The following is a 23,051-nucleotide window of genomic DNA, read 5'->3' as shown; positions in this document are numbered from 1 at the left end:
CCGTGGAAAGCCCGCGCGAGATTCGCGCCCTGGCGACCTCGGCCCGGCAGGAACTGATCGATACGCTCGAAGCCCTGGGCGGCGAAGCCACCGTCGCACAGCTGGCCGAGAACCTCGGCAAGCCCGCCGACGGCCTCTACTACCATCTGCGCGTGCTGGTGAAGGCGGGCCTGCTGGTGGATGCCACCGGCGAAGACGGTGTGAAACGCTTTCGCAGCACAGCCGGTCCCGGCGCGCGCCTGCAACTGCGCTATGTGCCGCGCCAGCGCAAGAATCGCGAGGCGGTCAATCAGGTGGTGGCGAGCCTGCTGCGCAATGCGTCGCGCGATTTCGAACGCGCCATCGAAAACCCGGACGTGGTCGTGGAAGGCCCGGCCAGAGCACTATGGGCATCGCGCACGAAGGGATGGGTCGGCGAGCGCGAACTGGTGGAGATCAACCAGCTGCTGCACCGGTTGGGCGCCCTGTTGCACAAGAAGCGCGCGCCGGAGCGCGACCAGTTGATTGCCCTGGCGTGGGTGCTGGCACCGATGGATGTGCGGGTACGCGGCAAGGACCGCTGACGCGCGGCCTACGCCGCACCGTCGAAGCCGAACTGCCGCCACGCTTCGAACACGACCACGGCCACGGCGTTCGACAGGTTGAGCGAGCGGTTGTTCGGCCGCATCGGCAGTCGAAGGCACTGCTCGCACGGCAGGGCGTCGAGCATCGCCTGCGGCAGCCCACGCGTCTCCGAACCGAAGACGATCGCATCGTCGCGATCAAACGCAACGTCGGTCGGCCTTCGCGTTCCACGTGTGGACAATGCGAACACACGCGCAGGCTTTGCGCGCGCGAGGAAGTCCTCGAAGCTGTCATGCACCGCCAGTGCGGCGAATTCGTGATAGTCCAGGCCTGCGCGCCGCAGGCGGGCGTCGTCGATCTCAAAGCCAAGCGGCCGGATCAGGTGCAGGCGTGCGCCCGTGTTGGCGCACAGGCGGATCACATTGCCCGTATTGGGCGGAATCTCGGGCTGGTGGAGGACGACATGGAGCATCCGGCGATTATCGCCCGGGTCACCGGAGGCGCAAAGCATCCGGACCGGCGGCGTGCCACCGGTCCGGCGTCGTGAAGGTCAGTCTTCGAAACCGTCGGTGAAAATCGTATTCGGTGCGAGACGGTGAATTTCGCCACCACCCTCGGCGACGTAAATCTCACCGTTTTCGTCTTCACCGAAGCCGTAGACACCGCCGCTGCCAAGTCCGGTGTTGTTCAGACCACCACTGTCCCAGGTCGCGCCCGTGGTATCCGCCCACCACAGGGTGCCGGTGCACGAATCGCTGTAGAAATAGGTGCCGCGCATCGACGGCAGCGGACCGCGATACACGAAGCCGCCAACGACGGCGCAACCGAAGCTGTGGCTGTATTCGATCACCGGCGCGACGGTCGAGGTCGTGGCCGGGCAGGTGGTGCCGGTCCCTGAGGCGTCGTCATAGTGGCGGCCTTCGCACCGGCTCCAGCCGTGGTCCGATCCACCCGTGCTGTTGCCAGGCTCAACCGTGACTTCTTCGTAGGTGTTCTGGCCGACATCGCCGATGATCATGCGGTTGTCGGCGCGATCGAAGCTGAAACGCCACGGATTGCGGAACCCGCGACTCCAGATTTCATCGCAGGTATTGGAGGTGCCCGTATGCGGATTTGCGCCAGGGATCGAATACTCCGCCGGCGAGATGCCGTTGGATCCGCACATGTCCGACGTCACCGCGCCGCCACGGTTGTCGACGTCGATGCGCAGCATCTTTCCGAGCAGGTAGTACTGGGTGCCGCTGGGATTCGTGCCACAGCTGTTCTTGTTGTTGTCCGCCGGCTTCAACCACAGGCATTCGGCAAATCCGTGGGGATTGCTTTGCGGTCCACCGTCGCCGGACGAAATGTACAGATAGCCGTCGGCACCGAAGTGGATATCCCCGCCGTTGTGGTTACCGGCCAGGTCCGGAATGCGTAGCACGATGGTGCCGGTGGGATTGGCCACATCCGGGTTTGAAGGGGAAACCGTGTGGCGGGCAACAACCTGGTCCGGCTGCGAGCCCAGCCGCGGATCACCGCTGGGCCGCGTGTAGAAGATGTAGAACTCGTTGTTGTGCGGCAGACCGGCCTTGCCAAAATTGGGATGGAAGGCCAGGCCGAGCAGTCCGCTTTCGCTGGTGGTCGTCACCGATTTGGTCAGGAACGGCGTCGCCAGCAGCACGTTGTTCTTGATGACCCGGATCACACCGCCTTTCTGGACCACGAACAGACGGTTGCTGCCGTCCTTGGGGGCCCGGACGGCGACCGGCTCGGAAAACGTGGTGGTACTGTCGGGAATGCGGACCAGGGCCAGATCCGCCGGCGGCGCCGCCGATGCACCGAAGGCCAGGGCTGCAAGCGTGGCGGCAACGAGAACATGCGTACGCATGCGATGTACTCCCTTCCTGGAAAGACCCCCTTTTACGCCGCGTCCCGTGAAGACGCCAGCAGGAAACGGTGTCGGCGTGACGTGGCGCACACGCGATCAGACGCGCGGGCGTTTGAGTCGGATCAGCGCGGAAATGTCGTCGTCGGCGTGGCCCTGCTCCATCAGGCGGGCGTAGTCGGCCAGCGATTTCTCGATGATGCCGCGGTCGGTTCCGGCGGCCTCGGCCAGGCCCCGGACGATCTGCAGATCCTTGTGCAGAAGACCCAGCTTGAAGCCGACGCTGAACTCGTTGCGGAGCATCGTCGCGCCGCGCTTGTCGAGGAACCAGTTGCCGGCGGCGCCCGCCGCCAGGGTGGGCAGGAGGGAGGCCGGGTCCAGGCCCAGCGCTTCGCCCAGGGCCAGGCCTTCGGTCACCGCCTGCGCAATGCCGGCGACGAGAACCTGGTTGACCGCCTTGGTGTTCTGCCCGGCACCGACCTCGCCCATGTGGGTGATGCGCAAGCCGTAGGCTTCCAGCACCGGCATGACCCGCTGCAGCGTCGCCGCTTCACCGCCGGCCATGATGGAAAGCTTGCCGTTGCGGGCGCCCTCGACCCCACCGGAAACCGGCGCGTCGATGAAATCGGCACCGGCGGCGCGGAGGATGGCGGCCGCTTCACGCGCCGTCTGCGACGAGACCGTGGAATGGTCGATCACCACCGTGCCGGGCGCGCAGGCCGAGGCGATGTCGCGGGTGACGGCGATGACGTCCGAATCCGCCGACACGCACAGCACGACGACGCGGCACTGTCGGGCCAGTTCCTGGTAGGAGGTGTGCGCGGTGACGCCGTGTTCGTCCGCGAAGCGACGGGCTTTTTCAGGGCTGCGGTTGGCGACGGCAACGAGCAGGCCCGCCTGCTTGAGATGCGCGGCCATCGGCCAGCCCATCGCGCCCAAGCCGATGAAACCCGTGTGCAGTTGATCCTTCGAATTCATGGTGATGCGCCCGAGATGCGAAACGAGGCGGCAGCGCCGGCGCCGACTCACGCCGGCGCGGGGCTCGCTCAGGGGGCTGCTGCGTGGGGACGCCGCAGGCGTCCGGCCGCCCAGACGGCGAGCTTTTCGCGGCCAATCTTGGCATTGTGACGGATATCGACCGGGAATTGGGGGTGGATCAGCACCTGCCGGATCGCCCGCGTGTGCCCGTGGCGTGCGGCGACGTTGTGCGCCTCTGCCTCGATGCGTTCCGCCGCATCGCGATGACCGGCCTCCAGCTCCAGGCACAGCACCGGTTCCTGCCGTCCCGGTTCGCCTACACCCACCAGCGCGCTGCGGCGCACTCCGGCGATGGTGTTGAAAATCGGCTCCACCTGCTCGGTGTACAGGTCGCCCGAAGCGGTGGTCACTCGCTGCGATTTGCGGCCGCAGAACCACAGGCGACCGGCCTCGTCGAAATACCCGACGTCGCCCATGCGATGCACGATGCGCTCGCGGACGCCGCTGTCGTCCGACAGGGTTTCGCGGATCTTGGCCAGGCGCGTGGCATTTTCGCGGGCGTGATAGCGCTCGGTGGTCGTCGGGCCAGCCACGCAGATCTCGCCCACTTCGCCCGTATTCACGGCGCGCACGCCGGACCATTGGGCGATCGGCGCCTCGTCAATGGCGATGACACGCACGGTATTGGCGGCGATCGGCCGACCGACGCAGGTGCCGGCGCCGTTGTCAGTCGCCGTGCGGGTTTCTTCCAGCAGTTCACGGCTTTCGATGACCGCCAGCGGCAGGCATTCGGTCGCGCCATAGGGCGTATAGATGCGCACGGCGTCGCTGGTGCAGGCGCGCATCCGCGCCAGGATCGGCGGCGCAACCGGCGCACCGGCGGAAATCACGATGCGCAGCCCCGGCAGCATCACGCCGTGGCGCTCGCAATGGCGCGACAGCGTATCGAGCAGCGCCGGCGAGCCGAACAGCATGGTGACGCCGTAGCGTTCGATCGCGGCGATCAGCTTGCGCGGGTCGGCGCTGGCCGGCCGTGTCGGATCCATGTCCGGAATGACCGACGTGGAGCCCAGCGCCGGATCAAACAAGGCAAAGGTGGAAAGGTGGGCATGTTTACCATGCCGGGCGCAACGGCAAACGCCTCGCGCAGCAGGTCGACCTGCGCCAGGAAATGGCGGTGCTGGTATTCCACGCCCTTGGGCACGCCGGTGGAACCGGAGGTGAAGAGGATCGCCGCCAGCTCGTCCGCGCGCGTGGGCGCTGCGGTGAATGTATCGCGCGGCGTTCCGGCACGCAGTGCCGCCAGAGTCTGCCCACCCCAGCCCCAGCGTCCGCCGACGGTCACCACGATGCGCACCGAGCGCCGCGCCCAGCCCAGGATCCAGCGTGCCAACTGTGCCAGGGGGATACCGATGAACGCTTCCGGCGCCGCCTCCGCGAGGCATTGCCTGAGCGCGCGACGGTCGATGCCTGGATCGATCAGCACGGGGACGGCGCCGATCTTGAACAGGGCATACATCAGGACGAACAGGTCCGGCCCGGGACGCACCATCAGCGCCGTCTTCATGCCGCGCGCGATACCGGCGCGCTGCAACGCCGCCGCGGTGTGGTCGCTTTCGCTGTCGAGCGCGGCGTAGGTGATTTCCGCATAGGGCGGCAGGACGCCGGCCGATGCACGCCCGACCGGCACGCGCAGCGCGATCGCGGACGGTTGCTCACGCGCCATCCGGGTGAGGGTGGCGGCGATATTGACGGTGTCTTCCATGGATTCCTCGTGCGCGGATCAACCCGCGGACTGTAACTGAAGAAGCGGAAGCAGCCGGCGCACGTCGGCGGTTTCCGATTCACCAGTGACGCCACTAGGGGTTGCGCGCCACGTCCGTGCGCCGGCGATACGCCAGGCGTAGCGTCACCACCAGCATGGCGACCGACAGCGCTGTCCAGACGACCGTCCACACGACCGCAGGAATGCCGGTGGCCTGCGCCATCGACAGCGCGTCGGTCTGCACCGTGCTGTGGGCCGACAGACGCAGCAGGGTGAACAGGCTGTTGAATCCATCCAGGACCAGTTGCAGCGCCAGCACCAGCAGCAGCATGTCACTCCAGGGCGGACGCAGGCGGAGCCCGCCCAGCACCATCGCCGCTGACAGCGCCAGCCCCGTGGTGATGCCGAACAGATTGCGCACGAAGAGCAGGCAGAGCACGCCGAGCAGCAGTCCCAGTGCCGTCAGCAGCACGCGCGCCGTCACGCCGCGCGCGGCCAGCAGGATCAGAATGCCGCCGAATACGGCGCTGCCGACATAGCCGGCACTGGAAATGATGAATCGGATACCACCGGCGGACCAGGCCAGTCCGGAGAGATCCGGACTGACAGTGAAGCGTTCGAAGTGCCCGCCGGTCACCAGCGCCGCCATGCCGTGCGACAGTTCGTGCACGAAGGTGCCGAACAGGCGGAACGGGTAGACCACCAGACCGAAATAGGGAATCTGCCAGGCGACCAGCAGCACCAGGGTCAGTGCGGCCAGTCCCGCCAGTTCGCTCCATCGCCAGCCATCGGAAAAGCCGCTCATGGCTCACCTGATTGTCGTTGTCGCGGCAACCGCCGCAGGAGAACGACCGGTCCTAGGCCGTGCGGGCGAGAAATCCCTGCACGGCGGGCACCAGTCGTTCGTGCGCATCTTCCAGCACATAGTGCCCGGCATCGGCGTAGGCCTGCACTTCGGCCTTGGGGAAACGGCGCTGCCATTCGGCCAGGAAGAGCGGGTCGAAGACGAAGTCACGCATGCCCCAGCCCAGCAGCATCGGCCGGTCGTCGAACTGCGCCAGGGCCTTGCCGGTCGATTCGACCAGCGGCCAGGCGCGGTCGGCCGGCGAGAGCGGGATGTCCTGCACGAAGCGCAAGGTCGACAGGCGGTTGGCGGGGGTGTCGTAGGGAGACACCAGCGCATCGCGCACCGGCGCGTCGAGCTTGCGCGTCACGCCCCAGCGGGCGGCACCGCGGGCAAACGCGTTGTGGCCGAGGATGAGCCATTCGCCGAGTTTTGAATCGCGCCCCAGCCGCAGGGCGACCGGCAGTTTCTGGTCCCTGGGGTTGGGAAACGCGGCGGTGTTGGTCACGATCAGGCGCGCCACGCGGTCGGGCCGGCGGCAGGCCCAGGCCATGCCGATCATGCCGCCCCAGTCGTGCAGCACCAGGGTCCAGCCGCTGGCCGGCGCACCTTCGTTGGCGATGAGGTGTTCGATCAGCGCATCCAGATCGTCCACGCGCGATTGCAGCGTGAACTGGTAGCGGCCGTCGTCGGGTTTGTCCGACAGGCCCATGCCGATGTGGTCGGGCACGATGCAGCGGAAATCGCCGCGCAGTGCCAGCACCAGGCGGCGCCAGTAGTACGACCAGGATGGATTGCCGTGCAGCATCAGGACCGGCGGTGCCGTGCGCGGACCTTCGTCCAGATAGTGTTGGACCAGGCCGCTGGCGTGGGTGAAACGCCGGCCGTTGAACGGATAGTCGGGTAGGGGTGCCATGCGCGTCATGCAGTGGGGACAACAGCGGAAGCCGCGCCGTGAAGGGCGCGGCGCGTCTTACCAGACGACTTCGGCCATCGAACAGTTCAGGCCGGAGCCGATGCCCAGGAGAGCGACCCGCTTGCCCTTTTCCAGGCGGCCCATTTCCTTGAGCTTGGAAAGGACGATCGGCACCGATGCCGGGCCGATGTTGCCGTGTTCCTGGAAAATGGCGAGGACCTTGGTCGGATCGATGCCCAGGAGTTTGCAGAATTCTTCCGTGTGGACACGGCTGATCTGGTGGATGACGAATTCGTCGAGTTCGTCGATGGCCCAGCCCAGGGCAGCCCGGGCGGCCTGGAAGGTTTTCGCGGCGAGCTTGAGGCCCTCGGTCAGAAGCGTGCGCGTGTCGGTGATCATGCGATCAAAGTTGCCGCGGCACAGGTGCGAGAACTCGGTCGCCGCGCGCGTGACAGAACCCAGAAACTGGTGTCCGTTGGGCAGCAGCTCGCGTCGGCCCAGCACCATCGCCGCGGCGCCGGAACCCAGCGTGAGCGAGGCGAACTCGCTGCGGAATTCGCGCTCGCCGATGTTCGGGTCGAGCATGCGCTCGATGGTTTTCTCGGTGATGAGATTGGACGTCTCGCCGTCGACGATCAGCGCGTACTCGATATCACCGCGTTCGATCATCCGTGCGGCGATGTCCATGCCGTTGAGGAACGCCAGGCAGGCATTGCCGACGTCGAAGTTCTGGCAGGTATCCGCCAGGCCCAGGTTGCCGTGGATGATGCTGGCGGTCGACGGCTCCAGGTAGTCGCGGCAGACCGAGGTGTTAATCAGCAGGCCGATCTTCTCGTGCGGTACACCCGACTCGGCCAGCGCTTTCTGCGCCGCCGCGGTAGCGGCCTCGGAGGGCTGCGTATCCTTTTCCCAGATGCGCCGCGCGTGGATGCCGGCGACTTCTTCGAGCACGTTGTCCCGGATACCCAGCCGCTGCATCGTCGGTTTCAGCCGTTCGACCAGTTCTGACGACGTAAGACGTACGGGCGCGTCAATATGAGCGACGCTGGCGATGGCGACGTGCTTGAAGAGCATGGCTGGCGGAATCGTCGGGAAAGGCGGCAAGGCTAGCCGCTTCGGCCCGCTGGCACAAACTAATCCGGGCCTGCCGGGCGGGACGGTTCGGCGCGATCCGCGGCCCGCCGGCTCAGAATTCCACCGCCTCGGCGCTGCCCTCCACGCGGTTGCGGCCCATCGCCTTGGCCCGGTAGAGCGCCGCGTCCGCCGCGGCCAGCAGCAGGTCGATGTCGCCGCGCGGGCCACGTTGTACACACCAGCCGATGCTGGCGGTGACCAGGTAGGTCGATTTCTGGGTCGCCGCCGCGATGGCGCGCCGCACCTCGTCCAGTCGCGCGGCAGGGGCGTCCGCGACCTCGCCATCGAGCACGATCAGGAACTCCTCGCCGCCCAGCCGGGCCACCACGACCGCGTCCGACAGATGCAGCGCGAGCGTCCGGGCGACCAGGCGCAGGACCGCGTCACCGGCCAGATGTCCGTGGGTGTCGTTGATGCGCTTGAAGTGATCGACGTCGACCAGGCCAATGGCGATCACCTCGCCCTGCGCCGCGTGTGCGAGGGACTGCTGCAGCCGCTCCAGGCCGTGCGCGCGATTGGCCAGGCCCGTGAGGGGGTCGGTCGTCGCGCTGGTGTAGAGGCGGGCGTTGATCTCTTCCAACCGGGCGCGCTCGCCACGGCCGGCCCGCTCGCGTTCGCTCAGGTCACGGTTGCGGGCCAGGCTGGCGCGATAACGCAGCGTCACCAGCACCAGGGCCAACCCCAGGCATATGGCCACCAGTGCGTAGAAGCTGCGCAGGTATACATCGCGTTCGTAGCCCACGGCCGCCAGGCGGTTGTCCCGGTCCTGCAGCTGGCGCTGGCCGGCTTCCCGCTGGGCGCGCAGCTGTTCGAACAAGGCGCCGACACGGCGCATGGTCGAGGCGTCGAACAGGTTTTCCCGCAGACGCAGGCGCGCCAGCTCGTGCCGCTGCGCGGCGGCCGGATCGGCCGCCGCGGTGTGGAGGCGCTGCAGCAGGGCGTGAGTCTTGGCCTGGCGATGCGGGTTATCGATCTGCTGGTAGATCGCCAGCGCGGCGCGGGCGTCGGCAATGGCCTCGGGAAGACGGCCGCGCTCGTGCTTGAGTTCGGCCAACCGGAAAAGGATATGGGCCCGGCTGGCGCGCTGGCCCAGCGCCTCGGCATCCGCCAGCAGCGGCACCAGGATCGCCTCCGCGGCGTCCAGGCGCCCCTGGAGGAGCCGCGCGCGGGCCTGGTGGAAGCGGGCATCGAGCATCCCGGGGCGGTGCCCCAGGCGGGCGAAGGTCCGTTCGGCGTCGGCGGCCAGGGCCTCGGCAGTCGCCGCATAAAGACTGCCGCTGTCATTGAGCAGACCGGCCATGGAAACGCCCGCGGTGGCGCGGTCGAGCGGATCGGGCGAGACACCGGCGGCAGCCAGCGCGCGGGCCTGGAAATCGCGCGCGCGGTCCATGTCCTCCAGTTGTTCGTACAGGGCCGCCAGGTGCAGATAGGAGGTATAGAGCTGCTGCGGCCGGTCACGACCGCGCAGCAGGGCCAGTGCGGCCGTTTCCGCTTCCAGCGCCTCGTAGTAGTCGCCCTGGTTCTTGCGGACGTGGGACAGGCCGGACAAGGCCCGCGCCTGGTCGAGCACCCGGCCCGCGGCACGCGCCAGTTCAATCGCCGACCGGTAGTGGCTTTCGGCCTGCGGCAGGTCGCCGGCGCGGCGCGCCAGCATCGCCAGCTGGATCAGGGCATCGGCGGCATGGGCAGGCGCCCGCGTTCGCGCCATTGCCAATCGCCGCTGCTGCAGCGCTCCCGCCTGCGCGACCTGGCCGGCCGCCGCCGCCGCGGCCGCGGCGCGGCCCAGGCAACCCAGTTCGCGCTCGACGGCACCGGCGGGAGCCGCGATTTCGACGCAGTAGGCCCACCAGTCTGCGGCCGAGTCCGTCTCGCCGGCCGCGTGCAGCAGGTAGCCCACGCTGTCGGCCAGTGGCGCGGACCAGTGAGCGGGAAAGGCGGCAAGGATGGCCGGACGTGCACAAACGGCGTTGCCCAGGGCCAGCGAGAAGACAAAGAGGCAGGCTGCCGCGATGCGGCGCATTGGCCGACTGGTCCTCGCCCCCCGCGGGATCGCCACCGTCTTCCCCCCGTTGCTGGCTTGATTCTATGCGAGCGCTGGACAGCGGGCAGAGGCGGTTCAGTAAACAGGTTATACGCTGACGCGACGGGGCGGACGGTGGCAGGACGGCAAAGGACAGGCAATGAGACAGTGCATCATCTTCTTCATCCTGGCGCTGGGGATCGCGCTGGGTTCACCGGCCCACGCGGTGCGCGAGTATTCGGGCACCTCACCGTCGGGAGCCGCCTGGCGGATCGCCGTTCCGGACGACTGGCGCGCGGGCGGACCGCTGGTGCTGTACCAGCATGGATTGAACTTCGCGATCGACGATGACCCTTCGCTGGGTCCCCTGGAGGACATCGCCCTGGCCCAGGGCTATGCGATTGCCGCCTCCGGCTTCAGCCAGCGTGGCTGGGCCCTGTTCCGCGCCATCGATGACAACCGCGAACTGCTGCAGATCTTCCGCACCCAGGTCGGCGACCCGGGCGAACTGGTTCCCTTCGGCGGATCGATGGGGGGATTGGTGGCGTTGAAACTGGCCGAGGAACCGGATTTCAAGCCCCTGGTGAAAGGCGCGCTCGCCCTGTGTCCCGTGGTGGCTGCCTCGCGCGCCTGGGATTCGGGCCTGGATCTTCGCCTGGCCTATGACGTGGTCTGTGACGGCGTGAACGCCGGCGAGCTCAAGGAAGGTGCTCCGCCCTATCCCTGGGCGTACAACCTCAACGACATCCCGCAGAACCTGGACTACCTGGAATTTGATCCGGACGTCCGGCGTGCGCTGTACAACGTGACGGTCTGCACCGGCATCACCCTGCCCGAGTCGATCCGCACCAACGGCATGCGCCAGCGGCTGTCGCGCCTGCAGCAGTTCACCGGCATCACGGATGAAAAGTTCCTGATGACCAATATCGCCTATTCCACCTTTGTACTGAGCGATGTCCTGCGCGCTCCGGACAAGATGGGCGGGCGCAATCCCTTCGGCAATACCGGCGCGCACTACGGCGATGCGGATATGAACCTGCGCATCCGCCGCGTGGATGCCGATCCGCTGGCGGCGGTGGAGTTCCGCTGGCGCTCGGATTTCCGCGGCGATGTGGGTACCGCCAGGATCCTCTCGCTGCACACCAGCGACGACCAGCTGGTCGTACCGGCGCACCAGCACGAGCTGCGGCGGCGCGTCGGAGCCGATCAGCTGGTCAGCGCGATCGTGCGGGAAACGACGCCGAGCCATTGCGGATTCAGCGATCGCGAAGGCGCCGCGGCCTGGGAAGCCCTGCGACGCTGGAAGGATGGCGGGGCGAAACCGACCGTGGCGAGCCTCCAGAGTGGCTGCCTGACGGTGCCGATGACGGGCGAATGCCGTTATGACGACAGCATCGTGCCGCCGGCGATGGACAGCGTCGTCACGCCGCGCCCGCCGGTCACGCCGGTCATCGACGGCCGCTTCAGCGGCAACTGGTTTGATCCGTCGCGCAACGGCGAGGGCATCGCACTGGAGATCCTCGACGAACACCGGGCACTGGCCTACTTCTTTACGTATCCGCCGACTGGCAGCCCGATGGCGCAGGCCTGGATGATCGGCGCGGGCACCATCGTGCCGGGTGGCGTCGCCATCGATTTCATGAATCACCGCCCCGACGTGCCGGGCGCCGCGCAGGCGCCGCTGCAGCATTGGGGTCGCCTGTGGATCAGCTTCACCGACTGCCGCACGGGCTCGATGCGCTGGGAAGGCCCGGCCGGCTGGGGGGCCCGGAGTGTCCCACTGACGCGCCTGACCGGACTGCAGGGCCTGTCCTGCGACGCACCGGTCAGTGGCGCGCCGGCGCAGGCCAGCGGGTCCTGGTACGACCCGGCGCACAATGGTTCGGGTTTCCACGTCGAACAGCTCGACGCCACGCACGCACTGGTCATGTATTACGGCGCGCAGGGCTCCAGTCCTTTCAGCGGATGGGCGGTCGGGGTCGCGGAAGGATCCCTCGCGCAGGGCGTGGAAGTCCCGATGGTGGTTCCGGTGGGAACGCACTTTGGCGACGCGTTCTCTGCAGCCGCCATCACCCATCTGACGGATCGCGTGTCGCTGTCGCTGCGGCTGGGGTGTGACGCGGGCAACGCCGTCCTGCGCGTGAGCGGGCAGGCGCCGCAGACATTGCCGCTGACGCGCCTGACGCGTCCGGCCGGGACGGGCGCCTGCCCGTCACCGTGAAAACGAGGCGCCCGCCGGATGGCGGGCGCTCTGGTTTCGGGGTTGCCCGGGTCAGTGGTCCTTGACCGGGAAGGTCTCCACCGCGTTGTCATCGCGCCGGGACGGCGTCGCCGGCGTGTCGCGGAAGGCCTGGGTGCGGCCACACGCAAAGGCGCGGAAACGCTGCTCGCCGTCGCGCGGTTCCCCCATTGCCGCGATGGTGTCCGCTTTCATGCCGAACGCCTCGTTACGCGCCAGGGTTTCCAGCTCGTCCTTCACCTTGAGGTTGTTGCGCTCGTAAAAGCCGACCTTGTCTTTCACCGACACGCTGATCTCGCCCACCGATTTGCAGCCGTCGACGCGACCGTCATAGGCCACGCGCACCTGCGAGCCGGCTTCGTCCAGCTTCACCCAGGTACAGCCGGACGCGAGCATTGCCGCCAGGCCGACACATATCATCCGTTTCATCATCGTTCTCCACTTCGGGGCCGTAAGCCGCTGCCGCGGCGGGCGACATGGGCCGCCCGCCGCCAGCAGGGCCAGGGTAACCGGCCCTACCTGTATGTCATGCCTATCGCTGGACCTTACCTTCGGCGTCAATCACCTTCACCTCGCCGATATTGAGCGCACGCACTGGTGCCTCGATCTTGCTGAGGTCGCCGACGATCACCCAGGTCAGGGCGTCGGGCTTGATCACCTCGCGCGTGGCCGCGTGGATGGCGGCCTCATCCTGGGCTTCCACGCGGGCTTTCAGCGTCTGCACGTAGTCGTCCGGCCGATTGAACCGCACGATATCCGTGACGGCGCCCAGTACCGCGCCAATCGTTTCAAAGCGCCCGGGCAGTTCGCGCGTATCGCTGACCTTGATCTTCTCGATCTCTTCCTTCGTCAGCGGCCGCTTGCCCACGACCTCGCGCACTTCGCGTTGCATTTCGGCGACGGACTCGGCGGTCTTGTCGGTCTGCACCGGGGCGTACAGGATGAACAGGCGCTGTCCTTCGGCCGTGCCCAGGAAGCTGCCGGCGCCATAGGCCCAGTGCTTGTCCTCGCGCAGGTTCATGTTCAGACGGGAGGTGAAGCTGCCGCCGAAGGCGGAATTCATCGTGCCGATTTCCAGATAGTTCGGCGCCCGCGACGACGGCGCCGCCTCGCCGGCGAGAATCATCGACTGCTGCGCACCCGGCTTGTCCATCAGATAGACGCGCGGCCTGGGCTGCAGCGAAACCGTATCGATCACATTCTTGCTCGCCGGCGTGCCCGGGACGGTCCAGTCGCCGAACACCACGTCGAGTTCGCGCGTGATCTCCTCCAGCGTGGTATCGCCGGCCACCAGGATGCGTGCGTTTTCCGGACGCAGGTACTCGCGATGCCAGGACTCCAGGTCGGCCCGCGTCAGCGCCTTGACCGATGCTTCGGTGCCCGAGCCGGTCAGGGGAATCGCGTAGGGATGGCCCTCGCCGTAGACCAGCGGCGGCAACACGCGCAGGGCGAGCGACTGCGGCTCGGTCTTCTCCTGCGCAATGCCGGCCAGCCACTGGCCACGCAGGCGCTCCAGGTCCGCCTCCTTGAAGCCCGGATTGCGCACCACGTCGGCAAACAGCGCCAGCGATGGTTTCAATTGGGATTTGAGCGCATTGAGTGAAACGGCTGCATTGTCCAATCCGGCGCCGGCGCCGATAGCCGCACCCAGTTCTTCCTGGCGGCGCGCGATGTCGAGCGCCCCCAGGGTCTTGGTGCCTTCGTCGAGCATGCCCATGGTGAAGCTGGAGGTGCCCAGCTTGCGCCCCTTGTCACTGGCGTAGCCACCGTGGAACTGCATGCTCAGCTGCACGATCGGCACGGTGGCACGGCGCGCCAACACCACCTCGATGCCGTTCTTGAGCTTGCCGCGCTCGATCGCCGGGAAGGCCAGGTCCGGAAATTCCGTGACCCGCGGGACGCCCTTGCTGCGGTCAACCGTCGAGGGCGTTGTCTGGTGCGCCGGGTAGGGATCGACCTGGAGCGTGTAGTCACCCTTGCTGATCCACTGGCGTGCGGCGGCATGAACATCCTGGATGGTGGCGGCGTCCATGCGCGCCAAGGCCCGCTTGAAGGCCGCCGGGTCGTCCAGGTACACCTGCGATTCGGCCAATACCTGCGCCTTGCCCGACCCGCCGACTTTCTCCAGCGCCCGCACGAAACCGGCCCGCGCGGCCGTGCGCACGCGATCGAGTTCTTCCTGGGTCGGGCCCTTGTCGAGGAAACGCTGCCATTCCTCCGCGATGACCTGTTCGACCCGCTGGGGCTCCACACCGGACTTCACGTCCACCTGGAGGCCAAAGAGGCTGGCCAGTTCGAACGGTTCGACGCTGACGTCGACCGTATCGGCGATGCGATCCTTGAAGACCAGCCGCTCGTACAGGCGTGAGGTCTTGCTGCCGCCGAGCACCGCGGCAGCCAGCTGCAGGTGCGTCAGCTCGGCTGTGCCGCGCTGGGGAACATTCCAGCTCCGGTAGATGCGGGTCTGCGCCACCTGGTCGAGCATGTGGTCGCGGGTCGATTCCGTGCGCGCAGCCACCCAGGCCTTGCGCCGTGCGATTGGCGGGCCGGCCGGGATATCGCCGAAATACTTCTGCATTTTTTCGCGCGCGGTCTTCGCGTCAATGTCGCCGGCGAGCACGATCGTGGTGTTGGCCGCGCCGTAGTAGTCGCGGAACCACTGCTTGACGTCATCCAGGCTTGCCGCGTTCAGGTCTTCCATCGAGCCGATGGTTTCCCAGCGATAGGGATGGCCTTCGGGGAAGCTGGCCATCTGCAGGCGTTCCCACACGCGGCCATACGGTTCGTTCTCGCCCTGGCGCTTTTCGTTCTGCACCACGCCACGCTGCTCGTCGAGCGTCTTCTGGTCGACCGCGCCCAGCAGGTGTCCCATGCGGTCCGACTCCATCCACAACGCCATGTCGACCGCGGTGGTCGGCACTGTCTGGAAATAGTTGGTGCGGTCCAGCCAGGTCGTACCGTTCATGTCGGTGGCGCCGACCAGTTCGAACGGACGGAAGTACTCGTCCTTGTGGTTTTCCGACGCCTGGAACATCAGGTGCTCGAACAGGTGCGCAAAACCCGTCTTGCCGGCCTTTTCGTCCTTGGAACCGACGTGGTACCACACGGACACGGCCACCACCGGCGCCTTGCGGTCTTCGTGCACGACGACCGTCAGACCGTTGGGCAGCTCGAATTTCTCGAACGGGATGTCGATGGTGTCGGTGGGGGCGGCGAACGCCGTGGCGATCGACAACACCGCACCGATGGCGAACGCAAGCGTATTGCGCATGGGGCTCTCCAGGAGATGGGCAATGCAACCGGGCGAGGCTAGCGAGCCGTGTGGCCGGACGCAACGCTAGCGACCACGACCGGCCGCCGGGGTTCCCCCGGCTGCGCGCTGCCGGCGACGCAGCAGCTACACTCGCGATAGAAGCGCGGAGGAACCGGTATGGGTATCGCCGTCGTCACCGGGGCCAATCGGGGCCTCGGACTGGAATTCGTGCACCAGCTGCTGGCGCGTCGCTGGCGCGTGGTCGCCGCCTGTCGCAAACCCGCCGGCGCCCTCACGCTGACGGCCCTGGCCGGCGCGCATCCGGGCCACCTGCATGCGCTGGCGCTGGACGTGGCACGCGAGAAATCCATCCAGGCCTTCGTCCACGAGCTGGGCCTGGTGTGCGGCCATGTGGATCTCTTGATCAACAATGCCGGTGTGCTCAAGGCCGGCGAACGGCTGGGCCAGGTCGATGCACAGTCATTGACCGACAGCTTCGTCACCAATGCTGCCGCGCCGCTGCTCCTGGTCCAGGCGTTGATGCCTTTTCTGGAAAAGGCGGCAAATGCGCGCATTGCCAATATTTCCAGCCAGATCGCCTCGCTGGCGCAGACGACGGCGTTCCGCACGCCCAGCTATGCCATGAGCAAGGCCGCGCTCAACATGGCCACGCGCCTGCTGGCGGCGGAACTGGCGCCGCGTGGCATCAGCGTCGGCGCTTTCCACCCGGGATGGGTGCATACGGACATGGGCGGCGCGAAGGCGCCGCTGTCGGCCGCCGAGTCGGTCGCCCAGCTGCTGCCGCGCATGCTGGACCTCACACCCGGCGACGCCGGCCGTTTTATCAGCTACGACGGCACCGAGTTACCGTGGTAGCAATCGAACCAATTGCGCGCGCCAACCGACCGACACTGGCGATGATCTGGCCGGCAGTGCGTCGCCAAGTGAACGGCTTTGGATCTTGGTTGTGTTGGCGCAGGTATTCACGGATGGAGCGTTCGAGGCCGGCGCTCACGGGTGCGCCACGCTTGAGCCAGCGCGTGGTCAAGGTGGAGAAGACGCGCTCGACGCGGTTGAGCCATGAAGCCGATTGTCGGGGTGAAGTGCAGGTGGTAGCGCGGACGCTGAGCGAACCAACTACGCACCGCCTCGGTCTTGTGCGCACCCGCTACGACAGACGTTAGACGAATAGCTGAAATTGCAGAGCCCCGCACGGGGCGGGGCTCCGGTACTGCCACTGCGAGTGGTTCAATGTAAGCCGCGGCTAATCATCCGTTGCTGCAACTATTGTCACTGTTGTCAAAGCGATAATCACGGAGCACCCAGCCGCCTGCGTCACCCGTGCTTTTCCACGCATAGATCCACGCCATTGAGCCGCCACCATCAGTGCACGCCCGTTGGCGGGTAAACCGAACAACGTCGCCGTTCTGTCCATGTATCGGAAGATTGAAAGGTGGGTTTGAGGACGGGTCATCCCCCCTCGCTTGCCCATGCCACGTATACGTGACCTCGATGTCACCCGCAGTCGGTGCCTTCATTGTGTCTAGCGCACGGCTTTCCGCCATCCGGGCCGCAAGCCATTTGTAGGCGTCCGCGTTTTCCTTGGTTCCATCGCGCAACTCGACCTTGATCGTCCTGACGACGTCTTGCTGGACGACTTCAGCGGCCAATGTCGGGGCGATTGGAAGAACAACGCCAGCCGCCATGAACGCGGCCAGGACGAAGCGAGACGGCCGAGCAACTATCTTGTTCACGTTAACTCCTAAGGGTCCTACCGATTCCCTGTCATCCGGCGGCTGGCACAAGGCGATCGCCGTGTAGATAAATGTACACGGCATGGCGATTAGTGCACTTGCGTATGTCACCGAGAGTAGCGTTGCTAATCGACAAATGGACGCGAGACGAACTCGCCGCGCGGGGCGGCTGCTCCCGGTAGCCGCGTTAGTGATACCCACATAACGTGATCGAGTCGTTCTCGGAAGGCTGCCGTGCGCCATTGCGCTGCTCGAAGAGCCATCGCGAGGAGAAGTATTGCGGTGCAAAGCACTTACGTTCGGCGGCCAAGGCGTGGTGCCGTGCAGAGCAGGAACCGGCCATCATTTGACTCACACCAGAACTCGTCCCGGTCCGCGTTTGAGTCCGTTGCTCCGGCCATCGCGCGCAATTGCTGCTGATTGGCTGGCACGCTTGATCCTAGCGTCCACTCATCAATTGGCACCTCACACCAGGCATGTGGCCTCTTTGCTGACGTGGCACACGAAGAGGCAGCGCCCGCCAGGAGCGCGAAAGCAAGCAGTCGTCATGCTCGCCATCCGGTGTTGATTTTCGCATTCATCACCTACGGTGTTGCGATAGGCGCCCCACTGCGGAGCGCTTATCCACTTCCTGCCTGTTGGTGATATGCGTGCCGCAACAGGTACTAGAGATAGTCGTTCTTGAGCTCGACGTACTTCTTCGCCGAGTAGTACAGACGCTCGATCTCCTCATCGCTCAGGCGGCGGACGAAACGGGCCGGGTTGCCCAGCCACAGTTCCGCCTCGCCGACGACCTTGCCCGGCGCCACCACGGCGCCGGCACCGACGAAACCGTGCTTGCGCACGGTGGCACCGTCGAGCACGGTCGCATGCATGCCGATCAGGCAGGCGTCCTCGATCGTGCAGGCATGCACCACCGCGGCATGGCCGATGGTGACGTCGCTGCCGATATGCGTGGCGAAACCGCCCGGCGTGTAGGGACCATCGTGGGTCACATGGACAATGGTGCCATCCTGCACATTGGTACGGGCGCCGATGCGGATCCGGTGCACGTCGCCGCGGATCACGGTCCCCGGCCAGACTGAGGAATCCGGGCCGATCTCCACGTCGCCGATCACGGTGGCGGCCGGATCGACATAGGCGGAATCGGCCACCACCGGGTGGATTCCGCGATAGGTTCGCAAGGTCATGGCAATACTCGATGCGGCACAGCGCGCGAAAGTCAGACGAAAGAGAGTAGCCCGCGACGCGACCGACGGGAAGGCAGGCGGTGCGGCCACCGGCCGACCGCTGCGCCCTCTCGCGGTCGGCGACGGTGCGCGCTAGTCTGCACCGTATGGATACCCACATCAGCACGGCCGAACTCAACGCCACGCTCGCGCGCCTGCGCGCGGCCTGGGATGCCAAACGCCCGGACTACGCCCAGCGCATGGACGATCTCGCGCGCTTGCGCGAGGCGTTCAAGCGCCGGCTGGGCGGCCTGGTGGACGCCATGGCCGCCGACTTCGGCCGCCGTTCGCGCCACGAGTCATTGCTGACCGACGGCATGACCGTACTGCACGAGATCGACCAGGTGCGCGCGCACCTGCGCCGCTGGATGCGCCCGTCGCGCCGTGCGGTGGACTGGATCTTCCTGCCCGCCCGCGCCGAGATCCGCTACCAGCCGCTGGGCGTGGTCGGTGTGATTGCGCCCTGGAATTACCCGGTCAACCTGGCCCTGATTCCGCTGGTGAGCGCCATCGGCGCCGGCAATCACGTGATGCTCAAGCCGTCCGAATACACGCCGCGCACGGCCGAGGCGCTGGCGGAACTGATTGCCGAGGTGTTTCCGGCAGATCGCGTGGCCACGGTACAGGGCGGCGCCGAAGTGGCCTCGGCCTTTGCGTCACTGCCGCTGGATCATCTGCTGTTTACCGGTTCGACCGAGGTCGGACGCAAGGTCATGGCTGCGGCGGCACCGAACCTCACGCCGGTGACGCTGGAGCTGGGCGGCAAATCGCCCGCCGTCGTGGCGCCGGATTATCCACTGGATGTCGCGGCGGCCCGTATCGCCGCCGGCAAGCTGCTCAACGCCGGGCAGACCTGCATCGCCCCCGACTACGTGCTGCTGGTGGGACGCGACCCGGAACAGTTCGTCGGCGCGCTGCGCGACTACATGGGCCGCCACTATCCGGCGCTACGCGAATCGCCGGACTACACCAGCATCATCAACGACCGCCAGTATGCCCGGTTGCAGGGCCTGGTCGACGAAGCCCGCGCCCGCGGCGCCCGCGTGGTCACCCTTCCCGACGATGCGGCCCACAATCCCGCCGAACGCGTGTTTGCGCCGACCGTGGTCGTCGGCGCACCGGATGACAGTCGCGTCATGGAAACCGAGATCTTCGGTCCGATCCTGCCCGTGGTCGTGGTCGATTCGGTCGAGGCCGCCGTCGCCTACATCAACCGCCGGCCGCGGCCGCTGGCGCTCTACCACTTCGACAACGACCGTCGGCGCACCCGCCATGTGCTCGACCACTGCGTGGCCGGCGGCGTCAGCGTGAACGACTGCCTCCTGCACAACGCGCAGGGCGAGCTGCCGTTCGGTGGCGTCGGTCCGTCCGGCATGGGGCATTACCACGGCCATCACGGCTTCGTGACCTTCTCCAAGCAGATGCCGGTGTTCCACCAGTTCCGCTGGTCGAGCCTGGCCCTGCTGCGGCCGCCGTACAAGGGGCTGGCCGACTTCATGACGCGCTTCCTGACGCGCTAGTTGAAGCCATCGGCAAAGAGGCGGTCGCTGGTACTGAACCGCTGTTCCACCCGGGTGATATTTCCCTGGTTGTCGCGCACCGACGCGCGCAACCAGGCGTCGGTCATCGGCGGCAGGGGCTGTCCCAGTGCAATGGCGCGGATATCCGCGTCGACCGGGGCCGCCAGGTCCGCCAGTTCGGAACCGGGTGCACGCCCGGCCACCATGAAGCTGGCCCGCACGGACAGCGTGCCTGCCGCGATGCCGCTGTTGGCGTCGGAGATCCCCAGGCGCAGCTGCGTGACCGGCAGGGCATTGAAGCCCGGTCGCGGCAGGCTCACCGTCAGCGCCGGACGCAGGTCGTCCAGGAACCAGCCGAGGGCTGCGTTGCCCGTATCGATCGGGCAGCCCAGATCGATCCAGCGGACGAAGCGCAGTTTCTCTTCTTCGCTCAATGGCGTGACGGGGCTTCCCGGTGGCGGCATCGCCGTGCCGGTGTAGTCCAGGTCGGCGGCGTTCGGGTCGGCACCTGCCGGCAGCGTGGCGACGTTGCCCGGCACCGCTTCGGTCGGATGCGAGGCGTTGCTCCAGCCATCCAGCCGCTGGCCGAACAGCTTCCAGATCAACAGGCTCCGCCGGCTCTGGAACATGCGGATATAGCGGCTCGCGTTGGTCTGGCGCCAGCGACCGATCAGCGGCGGATAGCCATATTGCGCGTCGGCGTCGGCGGCCAGCCGCCGATAGTCGCCCGGCAGGCCGTTACTGTCGCCCGTATCCGCAAGGTCAAGATTCCCGGCCGGGCTGGCGCCCTGGTGGCAACCTGCACAGCTGCGCTGCAGCAACGGCCGGATGTCGCGGATGAATTCCACCGTGTGCATCGCTGTGGCCTCCACCCGCAGCGACGGGTCGCCGCCCGGCGCGGACCGGGTCAGCAGTGGCGTCTGGCGCGAAAGGTCATAGGTGGAAAATCCCGGTTGCGCTGCGGCGGTCTGCTCGAAGGCCAGCGGTGCCTGGCTGTGCGCATGGCAACCGCCGCAGTCGACGCGCTTCTCGCCGGGGCGAACCTGATGCCAGGTCTGCGCCACGTTGAGCGCCATGCCGTTGCGATCGATGGTCTGGAAGGTGAAGGGGGCATCCGCAGTGAGCCTGGCCAGAAAGCTCGTGTCGGGATTGCCCTCCACATCGAGCACCGGCGCACCGCTGCTGGTCTTGCGCAGCGGAATCTCACCGAGTATGCGCAGGCGCTCCTGCGCATGACTGTAGAACTGGCGTCCTTGGTTCGGTCCGTAGCTGCGATGGGTATGCGGTTCCATGCCGACGATGCGCACGGCCCAGATGTCGCTGTTGCTGTACTTGCCCGCATCCGACCCCTGCGTCACCCAGTTGCTGCTCTGGCCGTTCTCCGCGGTGTTGAACGCATCGAGTCCGTCGAAGGTGTTGGCCCAGGGCGTCACCCACCCGGGAAAACTCTCCCTTTTATAAAAACTCGACGTGCCCACCATTCCCAGCGGCGTGCCGGCCGGCAGGCGCGCATCCGCGCTGCCGTCGTTGGGCAACCAGGCCAGCTCGTCGGGCTGGTCGACACCATGCACGGCGCGATAGGGCACCAGCGCCCGCGGCCAGGCTTCGTTGTACGCCGGGTCGTTCTTTATCAGCACCAGCTGCTGGGGCGCGGTGACGATTCCGCCGTCGGGAACCAGGTACAGGCCGGCGTCATAGCGCGGCACGGGCGTGGGGCGATCCAGGTCGTTGGCCGGTCCCGGCGACCACACCACCAACAGGTGATTGCCTGGCGCCGCCGACGGATGGGTGAACTTGCCCACGCGGGTTCCCCCCGCACCCGGCGGCGCGGCCTCGTCGTCTGCCGTGGTGAAGGGCGTGATGGAGTACAGGCCGCGCGGCGTGAACGGCATCCGGAAAGGGTAGACCGTGCCGTCGCTCATCGTCCGGGCGATCTCCGGATTCTGGGCGATCAGGGCGCTGTGGAAGGACGGCTGACCCGCCGGCGGCCGATATGGCATTCGGTACAACGCGCCAAAGCCGTTATTGTTTAAATTGTAGTAGTCCTCCACGACCAGGTCTTCGTTGCCCAGCTGCGTCATGAAGTGAAAGGCCTGTCCTTCGCGAAAGGCGCTGACCACCGGCTTCCATCCCCGGCCATCGGGCTGGATCGACCAGATGCCCCAGTTGCGCGTGTCGCGCAGCCCCTGGTCTTCGTGCGAGGAGAACATCAAGCGGCCGTCGCGAAGGATGGTCGGGTGCAATGCGCTGGAGATGCTCATTGGCGCGATGGGCGTGACGTTGCGGCCATCCTGGTCCATCACGAAGAGCTGCAGGGTGGGCGCCGTATAGCCCTTGGGCGGTTCGAAACCGTTACGGTTGCTGGTGAACACCACGCGGCCGCCCGGCAACGGGCACGGCGCCAGATTGAGGATGCCGTAGCCGAGCCGGTTGTACGGGGCGGGCGGATCGAGCGGGTTGGATTCGTCCCATTGGCCGGCACCGGTGTTGGGCGTGAATTCGCCGAACGTCAGGCGCTGGACCTGCCGCGTGGCCACGTGGATGCGATAGATATCCGCGCCGGCCTCGGGCAGGTCGTCGCGCTGGTTGTTGAGCGATTCCGCACGCAGGTCCGGGAAATAGCTGTAATAGACCCACTGCGCGTCAAAGGAAACGAACGGATCCGTCACGCCCCCCGTGCCGCCGGCAACGAGTACCTCCTCGCTGCCATTAGGATGGCGCAGCATGAGGTCGGCGCCGGGATCCAGGCGCGCCGGGTGAAACACCTCCGGCCAGATCGTATTGGTCTGGTCGCCATGGCGCGCCTGGCGCACGTAGACGATGTCGTAGTCGATGGCCGGCTGGGCCAGCGCCAGCCACGGCAGAAGCACTAACAGCAGTCCGACGCGCACGAGGTTCCCCTCCGAACAACTGGCTATGACCAGAACGGCAGGCCATGCCAGATGTACGCCACCCCGAAACGCCGTGT

The 23,051-nt window shown here is 66.8% G+C and carries 15 protein-coding genes and 2 pseudogenes; 4 read left to right on the top strand and 13 right to left on the bottom strand.

What is annotated here, in order from left to right:
- Positions 1 to 2 precede the first annotated feature (2 nt).
- Positions 3 to 563: a winged helix-turn-helix domain-containing protein gene (locus tag N4264_RS02025; protein WP_261695413.1), complete on the top strand. Its 561-nt coding sequence runs from the start codon at positions 3 to 5 to the stop codon at positions 561 to 563.
- Between the two features lie 8 nt (positions 564 to 571).
- Here N4264_RS02025 and trmL read toward each other — a convergent pair whose 3' ends face one another.
- The 8 genes and pseudogenes from trmL to N4264_RS01985 all read right to left on the bottom strand — a co-directional run bounded on the left by trmL (position 572) and on the right by N4264_RS01985 (position 10,088).
- On the bottom strand, positions 572 to 1,036 hold the full coding sequence (gene trmL, locus N4264_RS02020) for a tRNA (uridine(34)/cytosine(34)/5-carboxymethylaminomethyluridine(34)-2'-O)-methyltransferase TrmL (protein ID WP_261695412.1): 465 nt from the start codon (positions 1,034 to 1,036) through the stop codon (positions 572 to 574).
- Between the two features lie 78 nt (positions 1,037 to 1,114).
- The gene (locus N4264_RS02015) at positions 1,115 to 2,434 is read right to left on the bottom strand and encodes a PQQ-dependent sugar dehydrogenase (protein WP_261695411.1); all 1,320 of its coding nucleotides are present in this window, start codon (positions 2,432 to 2,434) and stop codon (positions 1,115 to 1,117) included.
- A 96-nt stretch (positions 2,435 to 2,530) separates the two neighbouring features.
- The gene (locus tag N4264_RS02010; protein ID WP_261695410.1) at positions 2,531 to 3,460 is read right to left on the bottom strand and encodes an NAD(P)-dependent oxidoreductase; all 930 of its coding nucleotides are present in this window, start codon (positions 3,458 to 3,460) and stop codon (positions 2,531 to 2,533) included.
- Between the two features lie 17 nt (positions 3,461 to 3,477).
- Positions 3,478 to 5,174: pseudogene (locus tag N4264_RS02005) on the bottom strand (fatty acid CoA ligase family protein).
- A gap of 94 nt (positions 5,175 to 5,268) precedes the next feature.
- Positions 5,269 to 5,979, bottom strand: a complete 711-nt coding sequence (locus N4264_RS02000; protein ID WP_261695409.1) for a M50 family metallopeptidase — start codon at positions 5,977 to 5,979, stop codon at positions 5,269 to 5,271.
- A 52-nt stretch (positions 5,980 to 6,031) separates the two neighbouring features.
- Complete coding sequence (locus N4264_RS01995) at positions 6,032 to 6,934, bottom strand: alpha/beta fold hydrolase (protein ID WP_261695408.1); 903 nt, start codon at positions 6,932 to 6,934, stop codon at positions 6,032 to 6,034.
- Positions 6,935 to 6,991: 57 nt separating this feature from the next.
- Positions 6,992 to 8,008 (bottom strand): 3-oxoacyl-ACP synthase III, encoded by a 1,017-nt coding sequence (locus tag N4264_RS01990; RefSeq protein ID WP_261695407.1) that lies wholly within the window; start codon positions 8,006 to 8,008, stop codon positions 6,992 to 6,994.
- Positions 8,009 to 8,120: 112 nt separating this feature from the next.
- Positions 8,121 to 10,088, bottom strand: coding sequence for a GGDEF domain-containing protein (locus N4264_RS01985; protein ID WP_261695406.1), 1,968 nt, complete (start codon positions 10,086 to 10,088; stop codon positions 8,121 to 8,123).
- A gap of 160 nt (positions 10,089 to 10,248) precedes the next feature.
- On the opposite strand from N4264_RS01985, the gene N4264_RS01980 reads away from it, so the two are divergent.
- Positions 10,249 to 12,309 carry an alpha/beta fold hydrolase family protein gene (locus N4264_RS01980; RefSeq protein WP_261695405.1) on the top strand — a complete coding sequence of 687 codons (2,061 nt, stop codon included), beginning with the start codon at positions 10,249 to 10,251 and terminating at the stop codon, positions 12,307 to 12,309.
- Positions 12,310 to 12,450: 141 nt separating this feature from the next.
- Here N4264_RS01980 and N4264_RS01975 read toward each other — a convergent pair.
- Both N4264_RS01975 and N4264_RS01970 read right to left on the bottom strand, forming a co-directional pair.
- Positions 12,451 to 12,756: pseudogene (locus N4264_RS01975) on the bottom strand (DUF4156 domain-containing protein); the annotation flags it as partial.
- A 103-nt stretch (positions 12,757 to 12,859) separates the two neighbouring features.
- Positions 12,860 to 15,598: a M16 family metallopeptidase gene (locus N4264_RS01970; protein ID WP_261695403.1), complete on the bottom strand. Its 2,739-nt coding sequence runs from the start codon at positions 15,596 to 15,598 to the stop codon at positions 12,860 to 12,862.
- Between the two features lie 159 nt (positions 15,599 to 15,757).
- On the opposite strand from N4264_RS01970, the gene N4264_RS01965 reads away from it, so the two are divergent.
- Entirely contained in the window at positions 15,758 to 16,456 is a 699-nt protein-coding gene (locus tag N4264_RS01965) for an SDR family oxidoreductase (protein ID WP_261695402.1), read from the top strand.
- Between the two features lie 392 nt (positions 16,457 to 16,848).
- Here the strand turns inward: N4264_RS01965 and N4264_RS01960 are convergent, their stop codons facing one another.
- The gene (locus tag N4264_RS01960; protein ID WP_261695401.1) at positions 16,849 to 17,334 is read right to left on the bottom strand and encodes a hypothetical protein; all 486 of its coding nucleotides are present in this window, start codon (positions 17,332 to 17,334) and stop codon (positions 16,849 to 16,851) included.
- Between the two features lie 665 nt (positions 17,335 to 17,999).
- Entirely contained in the window at positions 18,000 to 18,524 is a 525-nt protein-coding gene (locus tag N4264_RS01955) for a gamma carbonic anhydrase family protein (protein WP_261695400.1), read from the bottom strand.
- Positions 18,525 to 18,670: 146 nt separating this feature from the next.
- Here N4264_RS01955 and N4264_RS01950 point away from each other — a divergent pair, with 146 nt between their 5' ends.
- Positions 18,671 to 20,083, top strand: a complete 1,413-nt coding sequence (locus N4264_RS01950) for a coniferyl aldehyde dehydrogenase (protein WP_261695399.1) — start codon at positions 18,671 to 18,673, stop codon at positions 20,081 to 20,083.
- On the opposite strand, the gene N4264_RS01945 is transcribed toward N4264_RS01950, so the two are convergent.
- Positions 20,080 to 22,974, bottom strand: a complete 2,895-nt coding sequence (locus tag N4264_RS01945; protein WP_261695398.1) for a TolB family protein — start codon at positions 22,972 to 22,974, stop codon at positions 20,080 to 20,082. The two genes, N4264_RS01950 and N4264_RS01945, sit on opposite strands and share 4 nt — an antisense overlap.
- Positions 22,975 to 23,051 lie beyond the last annotated feature (77 nt).

The sequence above is a fragment of the Tahibacter amnicola genome, assembly GCF_025398735.1.
Taxonomy (GTDB): Bacteria; Pseudomonadota; Gammaproteobacteria; order Xanthomonadales; family Rhodanobacteraceae; genus Tahibacter; species Tahibacter amnicola.
Note: the sequence above shows the minus strand (reverse complement) of the source record. Positions and strands in the feature narration are given on the sequence as shown.